Genomic DNA, 19838 nt, shown 5'->3' with positions numbered 1-19838 from the left:
GACGCGACGATTTCATGCACTCACGGGTAGCCCGGTGCCAGACGGCGTCGTCGCGCCTCGCGGACCCGGCGCACCAGGCGCTCGGGGAAGCGGAGCACGTCGTCGGCCGTCGCCGTGACGATGATCCAGCCGGCGTCCTCGAGCCGCTGGCGCCGCTCGACGTCCCGTCGCCACGTCGCGGGGTCGGTCCGGTGCACGTCGCCGTCGTACTCGATCGCGATGCGCAGCCGCGGGTAGGAGAGGTCGGGGAGAGCGAGGAAGCGGCCGGCGTCGTCGCGTGCCGGGACGTTCACGTGCGGGCACGGCAGACCGGCCTGGACCAGGAGGAGCCGGGTGCGCGTCTCCATGCTGGAGTCCGTCCCCGGCCGGACGAGGTCGATCGCCTCACGGCACCGCGCGATGCCGCGCATCTTGAACGTCGCGTCCGTCAGTCTCCGGAGCTCTCGGACGGTCGTCGCCGGGGCGTCCCGCCGCGTCATCGCGTCCGCGAGCACGACGACGTCGTCCGGCGGCAGGGTGTGCGCGAGGTGGAGCCAGGTCTGGGCCGCGGACGTGACGAGGAGCCCGTGGGCGGTGGTCAGGGTCAGGGCGGACTGACCGCAGTAGTGCGCGACGACGTTCGACCGCTGGGGGCGCTGCCGTCGCTGCGGCGCGACGACGTGGACGCGGTCGTCGTCGGTCAGGCGCCAGGGAACCTCGACACCGAGCAGACGCAGCGCGGTGACGTGGCTGAACGCGGTGCCTGCCGGGAGGACGCGGGCCGCGGCGGTGCAGAGGTCGACGACGGACCTGAGGCTTCCGCGCGGGACGCGCACCCCGGCGAACGGAGCCTCGAACGAAGGGCTGCGCAGCGACGCCGGTGTCATGCCGAACGTCTGCGCCGTGCGCGTGCGGAAGGGGCCGGACGGGCTGGAGACGGTCACCATGCGCACCGAGCATGCCCGCGCCGCCGCGGAGAGGAAACCGGCGCGCGCGAGGCTGTGGACAGCCCCGCCGTGAGTGCATGAAACAGTCGCGCTGAACCGGTTGCGGCGCGACTGTTTCATGCACTCAGCGGGAGGGGTGGGGGGTTCAGCGGCGGCGGGTGCCGAAGATGGTGCGGGTGAGCTCGCGCCCGAGCTGGGTGCCCGCCGAGCGGAGGAACGAGTCGAGCGGGCTCGACGACCGCGACCGGGAGGACCCGGACGAGCGCGAGCGTCCCTTCGCGGCCTCGCGCTCGAGCTTCGCCCGCATCTTCTCCAGCTCGGCCTGCTCCTTCTTCGCCGCACGCTCGGCCTCCTGGGCGGCCTGCTTCGCCGCCTTCTCCTGCGCGGCCGCCTCGGCCTCGGCCGCGTCGGCGGCGGCGCGTGCCGCCGCCTGCTCCTGGACGCGCACCTGGAGGAGCTCGAACGCGGACTCGGCGTCGACGGCGGTGCCGTACCGGGCCGTCGCGGGCGAGGCCGCCACGATGCCGTCGAGCACGGACGCCGGGGCGGGGTCCATCGACGACTGCGGCGCACGGACCCGTGTCCACGCCACCGGGGCGGGCGCGCCCTTCTCGGTGAGCACCGTGACGACGGCCTCGCCCGTCCCGAGCGACTGCAGCAGCCGTTCGAGGTCGTACGGCGACGTGGGGTAGGTGCGCACCGCGGCCCGCAGGGCCGCGGCGTCGTCCGGCGTGAAAGCGCGCAACGCGTGCTGGACGCGGTTCCCGAGCTGCGCGAGCACGTCGGCGGGGACGTCCTTCGGGCTCTGCGTCACGAAGAACACGCCGACGCCCTTGGACCGCACGAGGCGCACCGTCTGCACGACCTGCTGGAGGAACTCCTTCGACGCGCCCGTGAACAGCAGGTGCGCCTCGTCGAAGAAGAACACGAGCCGCGGCTTCTCGACGTCGCCCACCTCGGGCAGCTCCTGGAAGAGGTCGGCGAGCAGCCACATGAGGAAGGTCGAGAACAGCGCCGGACGGTCCTGCACCGCGGGGAGCTCGAGCGCCGAGACGACGCCCCGCCCGTCGGGCGTCGTGCGCAGCAGCTCCGACGTCGCGAACGCCGGCTCGCCGAAGAACACGTCCGCGCCCTGCGCCTGGAGCGCGACGATCTCGCGCAGGATCACGCCGGCCGTCGCGCCCGACACGCCGCCGATGCCCCGGAGCTCGGCCTTGCCCTCGTCGGACGTCAGGTACGCGATGGTGGCCCGGAGGTCCTTGAGGTCCAGCAGCGCGAGGCCCTGCGCGTCGGCCCAGTGGAAGATGAGCCCGAGGCTCGACTCCTGCGTCTCGTTGAGGCCGAGCACCTTGGCGAGCAGGAGCGGGCCGAAGTCCGCGACCGTCGTCCGGATCGGCACCCCGGTGCCGAGGCCGCCGAGCGAGTACACCTCGACGGGGTACGCCGTCGGGCTCCACTCCTGGCCGATCGACGCCGCGCGCTCCACGATCTTCGCGGACGACGTGCCCGGCACGGCGAGCCCCGACAGGTCGCCCTTGACGTCGGCGAGGAACACGGGGACGCCCGCCGCCGACAGGCCCTCCGCCATGCCCTGGAGCGTCTTCGTCTTGCCGGTGCCCGTCGCGCCCGCGACGAGCCCGTGCCGGTTGAGCATCGAGAGCGCGAACCCCACCTGGACGTCCGCGCGGGGCGCCGGGTCGCCGCCCTCCGCGCCCTCCAGCAGCGCGCCGAGCGGGAGCGTGCCGCCGGCGTACGCGTAGCCCGCCGCGACCTGCGCGGCGTACCCGCCCGCGGGGGGCGCCGCGTCCGGGGCGGGGTCGGTCGGCTCCGGCAGGGGCGGTGCGTCCGTCGCCGCCGTGCCGGCCGGGGAGGCCTCGCCCGAGGGAGCCCCGGCGGCCGCCTCGGCGGCTTCGAGCGCCGCCCGGGCCGCCGCGGCGCGCGCCTCGGCCGCCTCCGCGGCGGCCTGCGCGGCGGCGGCGCGCAGGGCGGCGAGCTCGGACGGGGACGGTGGGGCGTCGTCGGCCATGCTCGGATCGTAGGGTCGGGCCCGCGGGGGCGCAGCCGGGCCGGGATGCGCAGGGCGCCGAGCACGCCGTAAGGTGGCGCGGCCATGACCGACCACCGCGTGCACGTCGTCACCGACTCCACGGCCTCCCTGCCCCCCGGGCCCGACGAGCGGCTGCGCACCGTCCCCCTGCACGTGATCGTCGACGACGAGTCGCACCTGGAGGGCGTCGGCCTCACCGCCGAGGACGTCGCGGCGCACCTCCAGGCGGGCCACCGGGTGACCACCTCGCAGCCGACGCCGCGCGCGTTCGGCGAGGCGTATGCCGCGGCGGCCGCGGCCGGCGCACGCGAGATCGTCTCCGTCCACCTCTCGGGGCAGCTGTCGGGCACGGTGCACGCGGCGGCGCTCGCAGCCGCAGACGCCCCCGTCCCCGTGCGGGTCGTGGACTCGCGGACCGTCGCGATGGGGCTCGGCTTCGCCGCGCGCGAGGCGGCGGCGGCCGCAGCGGCCGGGGCGGGGTCGGACGTCGTCGCGCGGCGGGCGATCGAGGTCGCCGACGCGAGCCGTGCCGTCTTCCTCGTCGACTCGCTCGACCACCTGCGCCGCGGCGGCCGTCTCAGCGCGGCCTCGGCCGCGCTCGGGACGGTGCTCGGTGTCCGCCCGCTGCTGGCGGTGCGTGACGGCAGGATCGACGTCGTGCAGAAGGTCCGGACCCGGTCCGCCGCCGTCGAGCGGCTCACGACGGTCGCCGTGGAGTCCGCGGGTCGCCGCGCGGGGCCCGCGCTCGCGGTCCACCACGTCGGGGACGACGACGGCGCCGACCGGCTCGCGGTGGCGCTCACCGAGCGCACCGGCCTGGACGTCGTCGTGACGCCGGTGAGCGCGGTGCTCGGGGCGCACGTCGGCCCGGGCGTGCTCGCCGTCGTGGTCGCGGACCTCGCCGACCGCGGCTCCGGGGTGGGAGACCTCTCGGCGACGATCTGAGGTCCCGACGCCGGGGGCCTCCGATGCGTGGCCGTGCACAGCCGCGCACCTCGTCGTGTCCTCCACAGGCCGGGCAGCGGCGTCGGCAGGGCGCGCCGGCCGCGCCCTAGCGTCCACGGCGTGAGCACACCTCGGCACGAGCCCCGTCAGCACGCGCGCCCCGGCCGCGACCCCGGGAGGGACGGCGCCGTCGTCCGGCAACGCCTGCGGGCGGTCGCCGGCTCCGGGCGGCCTTCCCTCGCCTGGCACCCGGCGACCGCCGCGCTGCCCCGGGTCGACCCGCCGGAGACGAGCCCGGTGCGAGGCGAGCGGTGGTCGTGGGAGCCGCGCGAGGCGGTGGACGCCCCTGCGCCGGACATCCCTGCGCCGGACGTCGTCCCGTCCTGGCACCGGCGTCCTGGAGCGCCGGGCGACCCCGGGTCGTCCGGCGCCGACGGCTGGCTGCCGTCGCGGCCGGAGCCGGAGGAGCGTGCGCCGTCCGTGCCGTCCGTGCCGTCCGTGCCGTCTCTGCCGTCCCCGCCGTCCGGGGTGCCGGAGGCTGGCGAGGTCGTCGGTCCCGCCGCCCCCCGGGAGACGGCGCGGTCCGACGACGAGGCGCCCGCCGCCACCGTGGACGGAGAGGCGGACGGAGAGGTGGATGGCCTGCGGCGGCGCGCGGCGCAGACGGCGGCGAGCGCTTACACGGCAGCGCACGGGCACGCGACGGCCCACTCCGGGTTCGGCGACCTCGCCGAGGAGGGCGGCAGGCGGTGGGCGCTGCGGCCGCGGACCGCGGTCACCGCGCTCGTCGTGGTGCTGTTCGTCGCGGTCGGCGTCGCCGTGCTGCGGGCGCCGGCCGGGGGCGTCGAGCCCGTGGCGCGCGTGGACGCCCCCGCCGCGGCCGCGGCGGCCGGTGACGGCGCCCCGGCCGGTTCGGACGCGTCGCCCGCCGCGGCGGGTGGTGCCGCCGCCGACGGCGAGGCGGAGGCCGCTCCCGGTCCTGGCGCAGCAGCGGCGGGGACGCCGGACGGGGTCGTCGTGCACGTCGTCGGGCAGGTGGCGGCGCCGGGCCTCGTCACCGTCGCGACGGACGCCCGCGTCGCCGACGCGCTCGACGCGGCCGGGGGAGCGACCCCCGACGCCGACCTCGCCGCGCTCAACCTCGCGCGCACCGTGACCGACGGCGAGCAGATCCACGTCCCCCGCCCCGGGGAGGCGGTCGCCGCACTACCGCCCGCCTCCCCGGGAACAGCCGCCACCGGTGGCGGGAGCGCGGGTGGGGCGGTCGTCGACCTCAACGCCGCCGACGCCGCCGCCCTCGACACGCTGCCCGGCATCGGCCCCGTGCTCGCCGAGCGCATCGTCGCGTGGCGCGACGAGAACGGGCCGTTCACCGCGGTCGACGAGCTCGGCGAGGTCAGCGGCATCGGCCCTGCCGTGCTCGAGGACGTGCGCGACCTCGTGCGCGTGTGACCGACCTCCGGCTCGTCCCCGCGGCGCTCGCGGCGTGGGCCACCGCGTTCGTCGCCGTCGGTGCGTCGGCAGTGGACACGCTGCACGCGGCGCGTGCCACGGCCGTCGCGCTGTGCTGCGTGCTCGTCGCCGGCCTCGTCGCCCTGCGTCGCGGGGCGACCTTCCCCGGGGTCCCCGACGCGGGCCTCGGCGGGGGCGTCGTGACCGTGCCCTCCGGCCCGGCGACCGGAGCGGGCCCCTGTCGGTCGGGCGGGCCGCGACTCGGCGCACCCGTCCGGCCACGGGCCGGTCGGACGGTCGGGCCGCGGGCCGGGTCGTCGGTCGGCGTGCGTGTGCTCGGGCAGGTGGCGCTCGTCCTCGCGTGCGTGGCCGCCGTCCTCCTCTCGGGCGGGGTCCAGCTCGCCGCGCGGGCTCCGCTCGACGCGCTGGCCGACGAGCGCGCGACGGCGGCCCTCACCGGGACGGTGCGCTCCGCCGTCGAGCCGCGGACCGACCCGTGGTCGGGGTCGGCCGACCGGCACGAGGTGCGCGTGACGGTCGACCGGCTCACCGCACGCGGCGCGACCGTCCCGGCGGCGGGGCCCGTCGTCGTGTCGGGAAGCGGTGACGGGTGGACCGACCTTGCGTACGGGGCGGCCGTCGTGGTCACCGGCCGGCTCGACGTGCAGGGGGACCGGACCTTCCTGCGCACGGACGGCGCGCCACGCGTCGTCGACGACCCCGGGCGGTTCCTCCGGGGCGTGCACGCCATGCGGCAGAGCCTGCTCGACGTGACGGACCGGCTCAGCCCGCAGGCTCGCGGGCTCGTGCCGGGGGTGGCCGTGGGAGACACCTCGCGGCTGGACCCCGAGCTCGACGAGGCGATGCGCACCACGTCGCTGACGCACGTCACGGCCGTGTCCGGCGGCCACTTCGTCATCGTCGTCGCGTGCGTCGCGGCGCTGTGCGTCGTGCTGCGCGCGCCGCGAGCCGTCCGCGTCGTCGTCACGGGCGCGGCGATGGTCGGGTTCGTCGCGCTGGTCCACCCGGAGCCGAGCGTGCTGCGGGCGGCGGCGATGGGGGTGGTCGGCGTGCTCGGCATCGCGCTCGGGCGACCGTCCCGCGCGGTGGCGGCGCTCGGGGCCGCGGTGGTCGTGCTCCTGGTCGTCGACCCGTGGCTGGCGCGGTCGTACGGCTTCGTCCTCTCCGTCGCCGCGACGGCCGGGCTGGCCCTGCTCACGGCGCCGATCGCCCGCCGGCTGGCACCGTGGTGCGGACGGACCGCTGCGCACGTCCTCGCCGTCCCGGTGGCAGCGCAGGCGGCGTGCGCCCCGATCGTCGTCCTGCTCGACCCGAGCGTGAGCACGTGGTCCGTCCCGGCGAACCTCCTGGCCGCACCGGCGCTCGGTCCGGCGACGGTGCTCGGCGTCCTCGCGACGCTCGTCGCGCCGTGGTGGCCCGGCGCCGCGACCGCGCTCGCCTGGACGGCGGGGCTCTTCACGGGCTGGATCGCGGGCGTCGCCCAGGTCTTCGCGGCCGCGCCCGGCGCGCGGGTGCCTTGGCCGGGAGGGTTCGGAGGAGCCGCGCTGCTCGCCGCGCTGACTGCCCTCGGGCTCGCCGTGGTCCTCCGCTCGCGCGCCCTGCAGGACGCGGGGGAGCGCCGCATGCTGCGTCGCGCGACGTCGCCGTCCCTGCGGGTGCGCCTCGCCGGGGAGTGGCGTCGCGCCACCCGGTCGTCACGCCTCGGCGCCGGGCCGTTCGGACGGGCCGACGGCGCGCACGCCGCCCCCGCTCCGCGGGCGAGAGCCCGGTCCCGTGCGCGCCTCGCGGCCGTGGTCGTCGTGGTCCTGGCGGTGCCCGTCCTGCTCGTCGTGGTGCTCCGGCCGCTCGGTGTGACCGCGGGGCCGGTCCCCGCGGACTGGGCGGTCGTGGCGTGCGACGTCGGGCAGGGCGACGCGCTCGTCGTGCGCTCGGGCCCGCGCGCCGCGGTGGTCGTCGACGTCGGCCCCGCGGGCCCCGCGGCGGGGTCGTGCCTCGACGACCTCGGGGTCGAGCGGGTCGACCTGCTCGTCCTCAGCCACTTCCACGCGGACCACGTCGGCGGCCTGGAGGCGGTGCTCCGCGGCCGGGAGGTCGAGCGCGCGCTCGTGAGCCCGACGGCGGAGCCCGCGGCGCAGGCCGAGCGCGTGCTCGGGGACCTCGCGGACGCGGGCGTCCCGGTACAGGTCGCGCGGCCCGGGGAGACAGGCGCGGCGGGCTCAGTCGGCGCTGCGGGCGCTGGGGGCACCGCGGGCGTTGCGGGTGCCGGGGGATCCGGCGAGAGTGTCGGCGACGGCGCCTCGTGGGAGGTGCTGCAGGCCGGACCGGGTGACGCGAACGACGCGAGCGTGGCGCTCCTCGTCCGGGTGGCGGGACTGGACGTCGTCGCGCTGGGCGACCTGGAGGACGCAGGGCAGGCGGCGCTCGCGCGGACCCTGGGCGAGCGGGGCACGGGACCGGTCGACGTCGTCAAGGTCGCGCACCGCGGCTCGGCCACCCAGTCCGACCGGCTCGCGCAGGTCCTGGCACCGACGGTGGCGCTCGTCAGCTCGGGCGAGAACACCTACGGCCACCCCACCGACCGGGCGCTCGACCTCTACCGCGGGGTGGGCGCGACGGTGCTCCGGACCGACGCGTGTGGCACCGTGGCGCTCGTCGTGCGCGACGACGTCCTCTCCGCCGCGGGATGCGGGTGACCGCGCCCGAGCGCGCCCCCGCACGGGCACCCGGGCACCCGAGCGGCCGAGCACCCGGTGCCCCGGTGCCTCGGTGCCCCGGTGGCAGGGCGCCCCTGACGCCCGGGTGTCGTCGGTGCGGCGTCGCCGGAACTCCTGCGAGAGTCGCGGACCGCAGCCTCGGGGCGCGTCGGCCGGCACCGCCGGTGGGCGGCTCGTGGCAGGCTTGGGCCATGCCCGCGCCGACCCGCACCGCCCGTCCGTCCGCCGGCCCGTCCCTCGCGTGGGACGACGTCCGGCTCGCGCCCGTGGTGCTCGTCCAGGGGCCCGAGTCGCTCCTCGCGGAGCGTGCCGTCGACGCGATCGTCGACCTGGCGCGCGAGCGCGACCCCGAGGTCGAGAAGGTGACGATCGAGGCCGCGACGTACCAGGCCGGGATGCTCACGGTGGCGGCGAGCCCGTCGCTGTTCGGCGAGGCGAAGGTGGTCGTCGTCGAGGGCGCCGAGTCCGCGACGGACGCGCTCGTCGCCGACGTCGTGGACTACGTGCCGGTCGCCGACCCGGCGACGACGGTCGTCGTCGTGCACGGGGGCGGCGTGCGCGGCAAGCGCATGCTCGACGCGATCAAGGGCAGCGGCGCCCCGGTCGTCGCGGTCGAGGCGATCAAGAAGGACTCCGACAAGGTGGCGTTCGTCAACGCCGAGTTCCGCAGGGCGCGTCGACGCATCGACGCGTCGGGCGTGCGGGCTCTCGTCGAGGCACTCGGCAACGACCTGCGGGAGCTGGCGGCCGCCTGCAGCCAGCTCGTCACGGACACCGACGGCACCGTGAGCGAGGCCGTGGTGGACCGGTACTACGGCGGCCGGGTCGAGGCGACCGGGTTCCGGGTCGCGGACGCCGCGGTCGCCGGGAACGCGGGGGAGGCCGTGGCGCTCCTGCGGCACGCGCTCGCGACGGGCGCAGACCCGGTGCCGCTCGTCGCGGCCCTGGCGATGAAGCTCCGCGCCCTCGCGAAGGTCGGCGCGATGCGTGGCCGTGGCGGGGTGGCGGCCAAGGACCTGGGGCTCGCGCCCTGGCAGGTCGACCGCGCGCGCCGCGAGCTCGCGGGCTGGACCCCGGAGGGGCTCGCGACCGCGATCAGCGCCGTCGCGCAGGCCGACGCCGAGGTCAAGGGCGCGGGGCGTGACCCGGTGTTCGCCGTCGAGCGGGCCGTGCTGACGATCGCGCGGGCCCACGGCCGCTGACCGAGCAGCGAGCCCGCCCGGCTCCGGGCTCGGGTCCCCGGCTCCGCACGGTGGCGTCGGCCGCGGGCTCCGACCGGGGCCCGGTCCCGCGCGGTGTCGACGGCCAGGACGAGGCGCGCGACACCGGACGCACGAGGGGCGCCGACCCGTGCGGGTTGGCGCCCCTCGTGGGAAACCTGTGCGAGCGTCGCGACGATCAGCGTGTCACGACACCGCGGGCGAACCGTGCGCTCAGAGAGCGTTGACGGACTTCGCGATGGCCGACTTGCGGTTCGCGGCCTGGTTCGCGTGGATGACGCCCTTCGAGACGGCCTTGTCGAGCTTGCGCGACGCCGCCTGGAGCGCGGTGGTCGCCGCCTCCTTGTCGCCCGCGGCGACGGCCTCGCGCACGCGGCGCACGTACGTCTTGAGCTCGGACTTGACTGCCTTGTTGCGCAGACGAGCCTTCTCGTTCGTGCGGATGCGCTTGATCTGGGACTTGATGTTGGCCACGTGTGGACTTTCTGGTTCTGTTCGCCGGAGCGAGCGGATAGGTCGTAGAGGGCGACTCCAGCTCCGGGACTGGGGTGGGGAACCCGTGGAGAGGTGCTGGAGCTGTGCCCGCCGACCTGGGCGGACACGCAGCCATCAAGACTACCAGCGGTCCGGTCGTGACCCTAATCGTCGCGCGCGGCCGGAGTGCGACCTCGCCCGAGGCGTCGAGGCCGGCGCGAGGAGCCGGGACCACCGCCTCAGCGGTGCCGCGAGATCCCCTCGACCACGCGGTCGAAGACGTCGCGTCCGACGACGGCACCCTGGCGGCGCACCGCGGCCGGGTCGACGCGCACCACGCGGTCCAGCCGGACCTCGCTGTCGCGTCCCTTCGCGTCCCACGGGCCCGACCCGATGTCGAGCCAGTACCGCCCCCAGCGCGCCTCGTCCCGGGCGTCGCGCGAGTGGTCCTTGCTCGTGAGCATCACGCCGAGGAGCCACGCGCCGTCCGACCCGACGAGCAGCACGGGCCGGTCCTTGCCCTGCGAGTGGTCCTCCTCGAACGGGACCCACGTCCAGACGATCTCGCCGGGGTCCGGGTCGCCGTCGGGCCGCGGCGCGTACTGCGCACGCACCGCCCCTTCGAAGTCGCCCGGGTACGCCCCGGCGGCGGCGCCCCGACCGCCCGTCGTCCCGGCCGGGACCGGTCGCCCGCCCGCCGCGGGGCGGGGTCGAGGACCGGGTGCAGCACCGGGACGCGGGCCGGGCCGCGGCGACGGCGTGCGGTCGGCGGAGCCGCGGCCCGACGGCGTCCGCTCGCGCCCCGGGGCCCGCGTCGCCGCGGTGCCCTGGCGCGCGCCGCCCTGCCCCGCGCCCTGCGAGCGCGTGAGCCCGGAGACGACGGCGCGCGCCGCGTCGGTCAGAAGTCCCAGCCATCGGTTGCGTGCCACGCGCGCACCCTACCGGGCGGACGCGCGTCCGCCCGGCTGCCAGAACGGTGCACGTCACCCGGCCAGGACGGCGTCTACCTCGCGCAGGAAGTCGTCGAGGTCGCCGGGGTCGCGCGACGTGACGAGCGTGTACCCCTCGTCGTCGCGCACGACGGACCGGTCGACCCAGGCGCCGCCCGCGTTGAGCACGTCCGTCTCGAGCGACGCGTAGCTCGTGAGGGTCTTGCCCTCGACGGCGGCCGCCTCGACGAGCGCCCACGGGCCGTGGCAGATCGCCGCGACCGGCTTTCCGGCGGCGGTGAACGCGCGCACGAGGCTCACGGCGTCGTCCTGGAGGCGCAGCGCGTCGGCGTTGATCGTCCCGCCCGGCACGAGCAGCAGGTCGTACCCGGCGGGGTCGGCGTCGGCGAGCGTGAGGTTCGGGGTCACGGTGCGGCCGGGGTCCTTGTCACCCACGAGGGTCTGCACGTCGTCGGCGGACGTGGCCGCGACGTCGACCTCCACCCCCTCGCCGCGCAGGTGCTCGAGCGGGACCACGAGCTCGTCCTGCTCGACGCCGTAGTTGGTCACGATCGCGAGCACGCGGCGACCGCCGGTGCGGTCGGAGGTGCGGTGCTCGGTGTCCTGGGCCATGAGCGTTCCTCTCGTCGCCGGTCGGCCCGGTGCGGCCGGCCGGTCCTCCACGCTAGGTCGGCTCGCGGTGCCCCGCAGGGCGGGCGGGTGCCCGACGCCGGACGTGGGACAATGGTCGTTCCCGCCCGCCCGAGAGCGACCGTCGGCGCGCCGCCCCCGAGCGCGCGGCCCCGACCCGCACGCCACTCCCAGGAGCGCACCCGCGTTGTCCCCGATCCCCAGTGCCCAGCTGAGCACCCGCATCCAGCCCGCGGCCACGCCGCCCGAGCTGATCCGGAACTTCTGCATCATCGCGCACATCGACCACGGCAAGTCGACCCTGGCCGACCGCATGCTGCAGCTCACCGGTGTCGTCGAGCCGCGCGCCATGCGTGCGCAGTACCTCGACCGCATGGACATCGAGCGCGAGCGCGGCATCACGATCAAGTCGCAGGCGGTCCGCATGCCGTGGGCCGTCGTGGCGGACGGCGTGGAGACGCCGCACGCGCTCAACATGATCGACACCCCGGGGCACGTCGACTTCACGTACGAGGTCTCGCGGTCGCTCGCGGCGTGCGAGGGGGCGGTGCTGCTCGTCGACGCGGCGCAGGGCATCGAGGCGCAGACCCTCGCGAACCTGTACCTCGCGATGGAGAACGAGCTCGAGATCATCCCCGTGCTCAACAAGATCGACCTCCCGGCGGCCCAGCCCGAGAAGTACGCGGAGGAGCTCGCGAACCTCGTGGGCGGCGACCCGGACGACGTGCTCAAGGTCTCCGGCAAGACGGGCGCCGGCGTCGAGGCGCTGCTCGACCGCATCGTCGAGCGCGTGCCCGCGCCGGTCGGCGACGCCGACGCCCCCGCGCGCGCCATGATCTTCGACTCGGTCTACGACACCTACCGCGGCGTCGTGACGTACGTGCGCGTCGTCGACGGCAACCTCAACCCGCGCGAGCGCATCGTCATGATGTCGACGCGCGCGACGCACGAGCTGCTCGAGATCGGCGTCATCTCGCCGGAGCCGATCGTCACGAAGGGCCTCGGCGTCGGCGAGGTCGGCTACCTCATCACGGGCGTGAAGGACGTGCGCCAGTCGAAGGTCGGCGACACGGTGACGAACGCGGCCAAGCCCGCCGCGGACGCGCTCGGCGGCTACTCGGACCCGAAGCCCATGGTCTTCTCGGGCCTGTACCCGATCGACGGGACCGACTACCCGGTCCTGCGCGACGCGCTCGACAAGCTCAAGCTCAACGACGCCGCGCTCAACTACGAGCCGGAGACGTCGGTCGCGCTCGGATTCGGCTTCCGCGTCGGGTTCCTCGGCCTGCTGCACCTGGAGATCGTGCGCGAGCGCCTCGAGCGCGAGTTCGACCTCGACCTCATCTCGACCGCGCCGAACGTCGTCTACGACGTGACGCTCGAGGACGGGACGCTCGTCAACGTGACGAACCCGTCGGAGTTCCCGGGCGGCAAGATCAAGCAGGTCAGCGAGCCGGTCGTGCGCGCGACGATCCTCGCGCCGAGCGAGTTCGTGGGCACCGTGATGGGGCTGTGCAACGACCGCCGCGGCCAGATGCTCGGCATGGACTACCTGTCCGAGGACCGCGTCGAGCTGCGCTTCACGCTCCCGCTCGCCGAGATCGTGTTCGACTTCTTCGACCAGCTCAAGTCCCGCACGCGCGGCTACGCCTCGCTCGACTACGAGCCGTCGGGGGACCAGGTCGCCGACCTCGTCAAGGTCGACATCCTGCTCCAGGGCGAGCAGGTGGACGCGTTCAGCGCGATCGTGCACAAGGACAAGGCGTACGACTACGGCGTCATGATGACGGCGAAGCTCAAGGAGATCATCCCGCGCCAGCAGTTCGAGGTGCCGATCCAGGCGGCCGTCGGTGCGCGCGTCATCGCGCGCGAGACGGTGCGCGCGATGCGCAAGGACGTCCTCGCGAAGTGCTACGGCGGTGACATCAGCCGCAAGCGCAAGCTGCTCGAGAAGCAGAAGGAGGGCAAGAAGCGCATGAAGAACATCGGGTCGGTCGAGGTCCCGAAGGACGCCTTCATCGCCGCGCTCTCCTCCGACGCCGCGGGCGGCAAGGACGCCAAGGACAAGTCGAAGAAGTGAGCCCGGCGCTGCCCGAGGGCGAGCCGGTCCCGCCCGACGGCTCGCTGCCCTCCTGGGTCGCGAGCGGCGCGAGCGGCGCGGGCGGCACCGTGCCCGCGACCCGCGGGTTCGGGGTCTACCTGCACGTCCCGTTCTGCTCGGTGCGGTGCGGGTACTGCGACTTCAACACGTACACGGCGTCCGAGCTCGGCGGGGGCGCGAGCCAGGCCTCGTACGCGAGCACGGCGCTGCGCGAGATCGACCTCGCCGCGCGCGTGCTGCACGACGCCGGGCTGCCCGAGCGGCCCGTGTCGACCGTCTTCGTCGGCGGCGGCACGCCCACGCTCCTGCCTGCCGGGGACCTCGTCCGCCTGCTCGGTGGCGTGCGCGACGCGTGGGGGCTCGCCCCCGACGCCGAGGTGACGACGGAGGCGAACCCGGACTCGGTGACGCCCGAGTCGCTCGCCGAGCTCGCGACCGCCGGGTTCACGCGCGTGTCGTTCGGCATGCAGTCCGCCGTGCCGCACGTGCTCGCGACGCTCGAGCGCACGCACGACCCGCGCCGCATCCCGGACGTCGTGCGCTGGGCGCGCGACGCCGGCCTCCAGGTCTCGCTCGACCTCATCTACGGCACGCCGGGGGAGAGCCTCGACGACTGGCGAGCGAGCCTCGAGGCTGCGCTCGCGACCGGCGTCGACCACGTGTCCGCGTACGCGCTCGTCGTGGAGGCGGGGACGAAGATGGCCGCCCAGGTGCGGCGCGGGGAGGTCGCGCTCCCGAGCGAGGACGACCAGGCCACGAAGTACGAGCTCGCCGACGAGCTGCTCACGGCGGCCGGCCTCACCTGGTACGAGGTGAGCAACTGGGCCCGTACCGACGCCGACCGCTGCCGCCACAACCTCGCGTACTGGCGCGGCGACGACTGGTGGGGGATCGGGCCCGGTGCGCACTCCTACGTCGCGGCGACCGGCGCCGCGCCTGCAGGGGCGTCGCCCGAGGACGCCCGCGTCGGCGTGCGGTGGTGGAACGTCAAGCACCCGCGCCGGTACGCGGCGCTGCTCGAGGCGGGCACGAGCCCCGCGGCGGGACGCGAGCTCCTCACGCGCACGGAGGGCCGGCTCGAGCAGGCGATGCTCGGCGTCCGGCTGCGCGAGGGTCTCGACCTCGCGGTCCTCTCCCCGGCGGGACGCCACGCCGTCGCCGGGCTCGTCGCGAACGGGCTGCTCGACGGCCGCGCAGCGGTCGCCGGTCGTGCCGTGCTCACCCTGCGGGGGCGGCTGCTCGCGGACACGGTCGTCCGGACGATCACGGACGAGTGACGTCGGCCCGGGTCCACCGCGACCCGGGCGCGCCCCGCGGGGACGAGGCCCCTCGGCGGCACCATCCTGCCCGCCGCCGTGCGACGGCCGCGGTGCTCGCCGCGCGGTCCGGGCCGGGAACCGCCAAGGTGGACCCAGCACGTCGACGGAGCGTGCAGCCCGCAGCACGTGACGACGAGGAACGAGGTGCACGATGACCGACCCCACGAACCCGGGCGGCGAGCCGCCCCGCGACGACGAGCACACCCCCGCCGACGGCGCGGGCGGCCCGCGACCGGACGCCACGCCACCGTCCGGTCCCGGACCCGACCGGCCCGACGCCGCCCCGTCCGGCGGCGACGTCCCGCCCGCCTCGCCGTACGGCCCGGGCGGGGGAGCGCCGCACGACCCGGCCGCACCGCCGTCGGGCCCGCCCGCGTACGGGGCACCGGGTGCCTACGGCGCGCCGACCGGTGCGCCGGACGGCGCGGCCGGGGGACCGGCGACGCCCCCGCCGGGCGCGTACCCGCCCCCGTCCGGTGCGTACCCGCCGCCCGCCGGCGGATACCCGCCCCCCGCCGGGGGGTACCCGCCGCCGCCCGGGTCGTACCCGGGCGCCGCCGGAGGGTACGGGGGCCAGCCCGGCTACTCGGGCCCGGCGTTCGGCGTCGGCGACGCGATCTCCTACGGGTGGCGCCGCGTCACGTCGAACCTGGGGCCGTGGATCCTCGTCGCGCTGATCTTCCTCGCCGTCAACATCGCGTGGAGCTGGATCACGGGCGGGTTCGACCAGTTCCAGGACCAGTTCGACTACTCCGACACGAACTTCGCCGCGCTGAGCGGAATCACGTTCACCAGTGTCGTGCTGGGACTCGTCGGCACCGTCATCGGCTACCTCATCACCGCGTTCTTCACGCGCGGCGCGCTCGACGAGGCGGACGGGCGCCGGCCGGACGTCGCGGCGTTCTTCCGCATCGGCAACGTCGTCAACGTGCTCCTCGCTGCTCTGATCGTCGGCGTCCTGTCGTACATCGGGCTGTTCCTGTGCGTCCTGCCCGGCCTCGCGGTGCTGCTGTTCTCGGCGTTCGTGTACTACGTCGCGCTCGACCAGGGCGTCGACGCGATCACGGCGATCCGCACGAGCTTCTCGCTCGTCGCGAAGAACTTCGGGCAGGTGTTCCTGCTCCTGCTCGCCCTCGTCGGGATCAACATCCTCGGCGCGATCCCGTGCGGTCTCGGGCTCTTCGTGACGATCCCGCTGAGCTACGTCGCCGTCGGCTACGCCTACCGCCGTCTCACGGGCGGCGTGCCGGCCGCCTGAGACCCGGCCGACGCTGTCGCCGCGCCCCGGTACGGCCCGTCGGTACCGGGGCGCGGTGCGTCTCGAGCGCGGTACCTCACGCGCGGGGTGCGTCCCGCGCGCCCGCGACCGGTCAGGGCGCGGTGACGAAGTCGATGAGCTCCTCGACGCGCCCGAGCAGCGACGGCTCCAGGTCGGCGTACGTGCGCACCGTGCCGAGGATGCGCTGCCACGCGCGGCCGACGTCCTCCGCGCTCTCCGCCGGCCAGCCGAGCTCGCGCAGGATCCCGCGCTTCCACTCGGTGCCGCGCTCGATCACGGGCCACCGCTCGAGGCCGATCCGGGCCGGCTTCACCGCCTGCCAGACGTCGACGTACGGGTGCCCGAGCACGAGCACCGTGCCCGCGGGCGAGCGCCGCAGCGCCTCGTCGGCGATCCGCCGCTCCTTGCTGCCGGGCACGAGGTGGTCCACGAGCACGCCCACGCGCCGCTGCGGCGTCGGGCCGAAGTCCGCGAGCGCCGCCGCGAGGTCGTCGACGCCGTGCAGCGGCTCGACGACGACCCCCTCCACGCGCAGGTCGTCGCCCCACACCTTCTCGACGAGCTCGGCGTCGTGCTTGCCCTCGACCCAGATGCGGCTCCCGCGCGCGACGCGCGCCCGCTGCCCGACGACGGCCCGCGAGCCCGAGGCCGTGCGCGTCGGCGCGGCGGGGGCGCGGGAGGTGACGGGCGGGGTGAGCTCGACGGGCGCGCCGTCGACCCAGAACCCCGGCCCGAGCGGGAACGTGCGGGTCCGGCCCGCGCGGTCCTCGAGCACGACGACGTGCATCCCGCCCGACTTCTCGACCCGGACGACGGCCCCGACCCACCCGGTCTGCACCTCCTCGACGACGAGGCCGCGCTCCGCGGGCTGCGGGCGCGACACGGGCCGCGCGCGGTGGTGGGTGGGGGCGGGCGTGCCGCCGAGGACGTCGGAGCCGTAGCGGTCGAAGGACACGGCGTCACCCTAGGCCAGCGTCCGCCGTGCGCCGCCGAGATCGCCCCGTGCGTCGCGGGATCGGCCTCCCGCGGGGAGGTCCCGGGCGCCCGGCCCGGCCGCGCACGGCGGCTCCCGGCGCGCGCGCCCCCGGGGCGGGGTGGTACCACGGACCGATGAGCCAGCAGCGCGCGGAGCCGGACCCGAACCGCTGGCGCGTGCTGCCGGTCTGCCTCGCGGTGGGCTTCATCACGACTCTCGACGTGTCGATCGTCAACGTGGCCCTGCCGTCGATCGAGTCGTCGCTCGACGCGGGCCCGACCCAGCTCCAGCTCGTCGTCGCCGGCTACACGCTCGCGTTCGGTCTCGCGCTGGTGCCCGCCGGGCGCCTGGGCGACGCGGGCGCACGACGACCGCTCTTCATCGCGGGCCTCCTGGGCTTCGCGCTCATGAGCCTCGCGTCCGGGCTCGCGCCGACCGACACGTGGCTCGGCGTCGCGCGGCTGCTCCAGGGCGTGAGTGCGGGCGTCCTCAACCCGCAGGTCGTCGGTCTCATCCAGCAGCAGTTCCGCGGGTACGAGCGCGGGCGCGCGTTCGGCATGTTCGGCGCGACCATCGGCGTCTCGACGGCGCTCGGGCCCCTGCTGGGCGGGCTCATCATCGCCGCGGCGGGCCCGGAGACGGGGTGGCGGTGGGTGTTCCTCGTGAACATCCCCGTCGTCGCCGTGCTCCTGCCCTTCGCGTGGCGCCTCGTGCCCGGGCCACCGCGCACCGGCTCGGGCGCGGCGCGCGGGCCGCGCCGGCTGGACCTGGTCGGGCTGGGCCTGCTCGGCGCCGCGACCCTCGGCGTGATGATGCCGTTCGTCACGACGACGGGCCGCGGCGACGACGCGTCGCGCTGGTGGTGGCTCGTGCCGGCCGCGGCCGCCGTGGTGGCCGCCGTCGGGTGGGAGCGGCGCTACCAGCGGCGCACGGGCGAGGCCGTCCTCGACCCCCAGGTCGTGGGGCTCGGGTCCTTCCGCAACGGCGCGCTGCTCGGCCTCGCGTACTTCGCCGGGTTCACGGGCATCTTCCTCGTCGTCACGCTCTACCTCCAGGACGAGCTGGGGTACACGCCGCTCCAGGCGGGGCTCGTCGGCACGCCGTTCGCGGTCGCGTCGGGCGTGTCGGCGTGGTTCTCGGGCCGCTGGGTCGCGCGCTGGGGCCGCGAGCTCGTCGTCGGCGGCGTCGTGCTCGTGCTCGTGGGGGTGGTCGCGGCGGAGGTCGTCGTGCGCACGCTCGGGGACGACCCGGGCGCCGTCGGCCCGGCGCTCGCGGTCGCGCTGCTCGTCGCGGGCGCGGGCAGCGGCACGGTCATCGCGCCGAACCAGACGCTCACGCTGTCCGAGGTCCCGGTGAGCCGGGCCGGGGTGGCGGGCAGCATGCTGCAGCTCGGTCAGCGCATCGGGTCGGCCGTCGGGATCTCCGTGGTCCTGTCCGTCTACTACGGCGGGCTCGCGAGCGGCGACTCGGCCGCGGACGCGACCGGGCGCGCGCTCCTGGTGACGATCGGCCTCGTCGCGGTCGCGCTCGTCGTCGGCCTCCTCGACCTGCGTTCGCGACGAGCGGAGGACCGCCGGACGGGCCGCGCGGACGCGTAGGATTGGCACTCGGAGGTCGAGAGTGCCGACGCCCGCACGCCCGCCCGGGCGGCGACGGTGCGGCACGCGGGAGGTGGACGTGAGCGAGGAGCGCCGGCTCGAGGTGCTGCGGGCCATCGTCGAGGACTATGTCCTCACGCGCGAGCCCGTGGGTTCGCGCGTGCTCACCGAGCGCCACAGCCTCGGCGTCTCGCCCGCCACGATCCGCAACGACATGGCGGCTCTCGAAGACGCCGGGTACATCGCGCAGCCGCACACGTCCGCGGGCCGGATCCCGACGGACAAGGGCTACCGGCTCTTCGTGGACCGCCTCTCGGGCGTCAAGCCGCTGTCCGCGCCGGAGAAGCGCGCCATCGAGACCTTCCTGTCCGAGGGCGTGGACCTCGACGACGTCATCGCGCGCGCCGGGCGCCTTCTCGCCCAGCTCACCGGCCAGGTCGCCGTCGTGCAGTACCCGTCGCTGAGCCGGTCGGGCCTGCGCCACCTCGAGCTCGTGCCCGTCGGCGAGTCGCGCCTCCTGGTCGTCATCATCACGGACACGGGCCGCGTCGAGCAGCGCACGCTCGAGGTCGCGAGCCTGCCGGACGAGGGGACCCTCGTCGAGGTGCGCGCACGGCTCAACGCCGCGGCCGCGGGCAAGCGCCTCACGGACCTCGCGCCCGGTCTCGCCGCCGTGACCGAGAGCTTCCACCCCGACGACGCCCCGCTCGTCCGCGCGGTGGGCGACCTCGTCGCCCAGACGCTCGCGGAGGAGAGCGAGGAGCGCCTCGTCCTCGCGGGCACGGCCAACCTCGCGCGCGCGGGCATGCGGTTCGAGCACGCGCTGCGCCCCGTCCTCGAGGCGCTCGAGGAGCAGGTCGTCCTGCTCGGGCTGCTCACCGAGATGGCCGCCGAGTCGGGCGTGAGCGTCCGGATCGGTCGCGAGACCCAGCTCGAGGGCCTCGCGGAGACCTCCGTCGTGACGACCGGTTACGGTAACGACGGTGACACGGTCGCGCTCGTCGGCTCGATCGGGCCGACCCGCATGGACTACCCCGGCACCATCGCGGCGGTGCGCGCGGTCGCGCGCTACCTGTCACGGGTGCTCGGCACGTGAGCCCCGCGGTCTCCCCGCCCGCGGCGGGCCCGCTCGACGACCACCCCCGACCCCTCCCGACCGGCCGCGCGCCGGCCTCACGACCCGCAC

At 76.0% G+C, this 19838-nt stretch carries 15 protein-coding genes; 9 read left to right on the top strand and 6 right to left on the bottom strand.

Going from position 1 to position 19838, the window contains the following annotated elements; translation table 11 throughout:
• Positions 1–20 precede the first annotated feature (20 nt).
• The gene (locus BXA05_RS13955) at positions 21–926 is read right to left on the bottom strand and encodes a putative endonuclease domain-containing protein (RefSeq protein WP_076405577.1); all 906 of its coding nucleotides are present in this window, start codon (positions 924–926) and stop codon (positions 21–23) included.
• Positions 927–1071: 145 nt separating this feature from the next.
• Positions 1072–2952 (bottom strand): helicase HerA-like domain-containing protein, encoded by a 1881-nt coding sequence (locus tag BXA05_RS13950; protein ID WP_076405575.1) that lies wholly within the window; start codon positions 2950–2952, stop codon positions 1072–1074.
• Positions 2953–3036: 84 nt separating this feature from the next.
• Here BXA05_RS13950 and BXA05_RS13945 point away from each other — a divergent pair, with 84 nt between their 5' ends.
• The 4 genes from BXA05_RS13945 (at position 3037) to holA (ending at position 9307) form a co-directional block, all read left to right on the top strand.
• Positions 3037–3918 (top strand): DegV family protein, encoded by an 882-nt coding sequence (locus BXA05_RS13945; RefSeq protein WP_076405573.1) that lies wholly within the window; start codon positions 3037–3039, stop codon positions 3916–3918.
• Positions 3919–4038: 120 nt separating this feature from the next.
• A complete protein-coding gene (locus tag BXA05_RS20565) occupies positions 4039–5370 on the top strand; it encodes a ComEA family DNA-binding protein (protein ID WP_244550471.1) in 1332 nt (443 codons plus the stop codon).
• Complete coding sequence (locus BXA05_RS13935) at positions 5367–8084, top strand: ComEC/Rec2 family competence protein (protein ID WP_076405571.1); 2718 nt, start codon at positions 5367–5369, stop codon at positions 8082–8084. Before BXA05_RS20565 ends, BXA05_RS13935 begins: the two co-directional genes overlap by 4 nt.
• A gap of 212 nt (positions 8085–8296) precedes the next feature.
• On the top strand, positions 8297–9307 hold the full coding sequence (holA, locus tag BXA05_RS13930; RefSeq protein ID WP_076405569.1) for a DNA polymerase III subunit delta: 1011 nt from the start codon (positions 8297–8299) through the stop codon (positions 9305–9307).
• A 231-nt stretch (positions 9308–9538) separates the two neighbouring features.
• On the opposite strand, the gene rpsT is transcribed toward holA, so the two are convergent.
• The 3 genes from rpsT to BXA05_RS13915 form a co-directional block, all read right to left on the bottom strand.
• Positions 9539–9799, bottom strand: coding sequence for a 30S ribosomal protein S20 (gene rpsT, locus BXA05_RS13925; RefSeq protein ID WP_021482133.1), 261 nt, complete (start codon positions 9797–9799; stop codon positions 9539–9541).
• 239 nt (positions 9800–10038) lie between these two features.
• Complete coding sequence (locus BXA05_RS13920; RefSeq protein WP_076405567.1) at positions 10039–10728, bottom strand: type II toxin-antitoxin system PemK/MazF family toxin; 690 nt, start codon at positions 10726–10728, stop codon at positions 10039–10041.
• A gap of 54 nt (positions 10729–10782) precedes the next feature.
• The gene (locus BXA05_RS13915) at positions 10783–11361 is read right to left on the bottom strand and encodes a type 1 glutamine amidotransferase domain-containing protein (RefSeq protein WP_061266751.1); all 579 of its coding nucleotides are present in this window, start codon (positions 11359–11361) and stop codon (positions 10783–10785) included.
• Positions 11362–11566: 205 nt separating this feature from the next.
• Here BXA05_RS13915 and lepA point away from each other — a divergent pair, with 205 nt between their 5' ends.
• The 3 genes from lepA to BXA05_RS20090 all read left to right on the top strand — a co-directional run bounded on the left by lepA (position 11567) and on the right by BXA05_RS20090 (position 16057).
• Positions 11567–13459: a translation elongation factor 4 gene (gene lepA / locus BXA05_RS13910; protein ID WP_021479819.1), complete on the top strand. Its 1893-nt coding sequence runs from the start codon at positions 11567–11569 to the stop codon at positions 13457–13459.
• Positions 13456–14757, top strand: coding sequence for a radical SAM family heme chaperone HemW (gene hemW / locus BXA05_RS13905; RefSeq protein ID WP_076405565.1), 1302 nt, complete (start codon positions 13456–13458; stop codon positions 14755–14757). The genes lepA and hemW overlap by 4 nt, the downstream gene beginning before the upstream one ends.
• Before the next feature lie 193 nt (positions 14758–14950).
• Positions 14951–16057 carry a DUF2189 domain-containing protein gene (locus tag BXA05_RS20090; protein WP_170963184.1) on the top strand — a complete coding sequence of 369 codons (1107 nt, stop codon included), beginning with the start codon at positions 14951–14953 and terminating at the stop codon, positions 16055–16057.
• A gap of 112 nt (positions 16058–16169) precedes the next feature.
• Here the strand turns inward: BXA05_RS20090 and BXA05_RS13895 are convergent, their stop codons facing one another.
• Entirely contained in the window at positions 16170–17033 is an 864-nt protein-coding gene (locus tag BXA05_RS13895) for a DUF3097 domain-containing protein (RefSeq protein ID WP_076405563.1), read from the bottom strand.
• A gap of 155 nt (positions 17034–17188) precedes the next feature.
• Here BXA05_RS13895 and BXA05_RS13890 point away from each other — a divergent pair, with 155 nt between their 5' ends.
• Positions 17189–18652: an MFS transporter gene (locus BXA05_RS13890; protein ID WP_076405561.1), complete on the top strand. Its 1464-nt coding sequence runs from the start codon at positions 17189–17191 to the stop codon at positions 18650–18652.
• 79 nt (positions 18653–18731) lie between these two features.
• Positions 18732–19748, top strand: coding sequence for a heat-inducible transcriptional repressor HrcA (hrcA, locus tag BXA05_RS13885; RefSeq protein WP_021482687.1), 1017 nt, complete (start codon positions 18732–18734; stop codon positions 19746–19748).
• The last annotated feature ends 90 nt before the right edge of the window (positions 19749–19838 follow it).

It is taken from the genome of Cellulosimicrobium funkei (genome assembly GCF_900155925.1).
GTDB lineage: Bacteria > Actinomycetota > Actinomycetes > Actinomycetales > Cellulomonadaceae > Cellulosimicrobium > Cellulosimicrobium funkei.
This window is presented reverse-complemented; position numbering and strand designations above follow the sequence as displayed.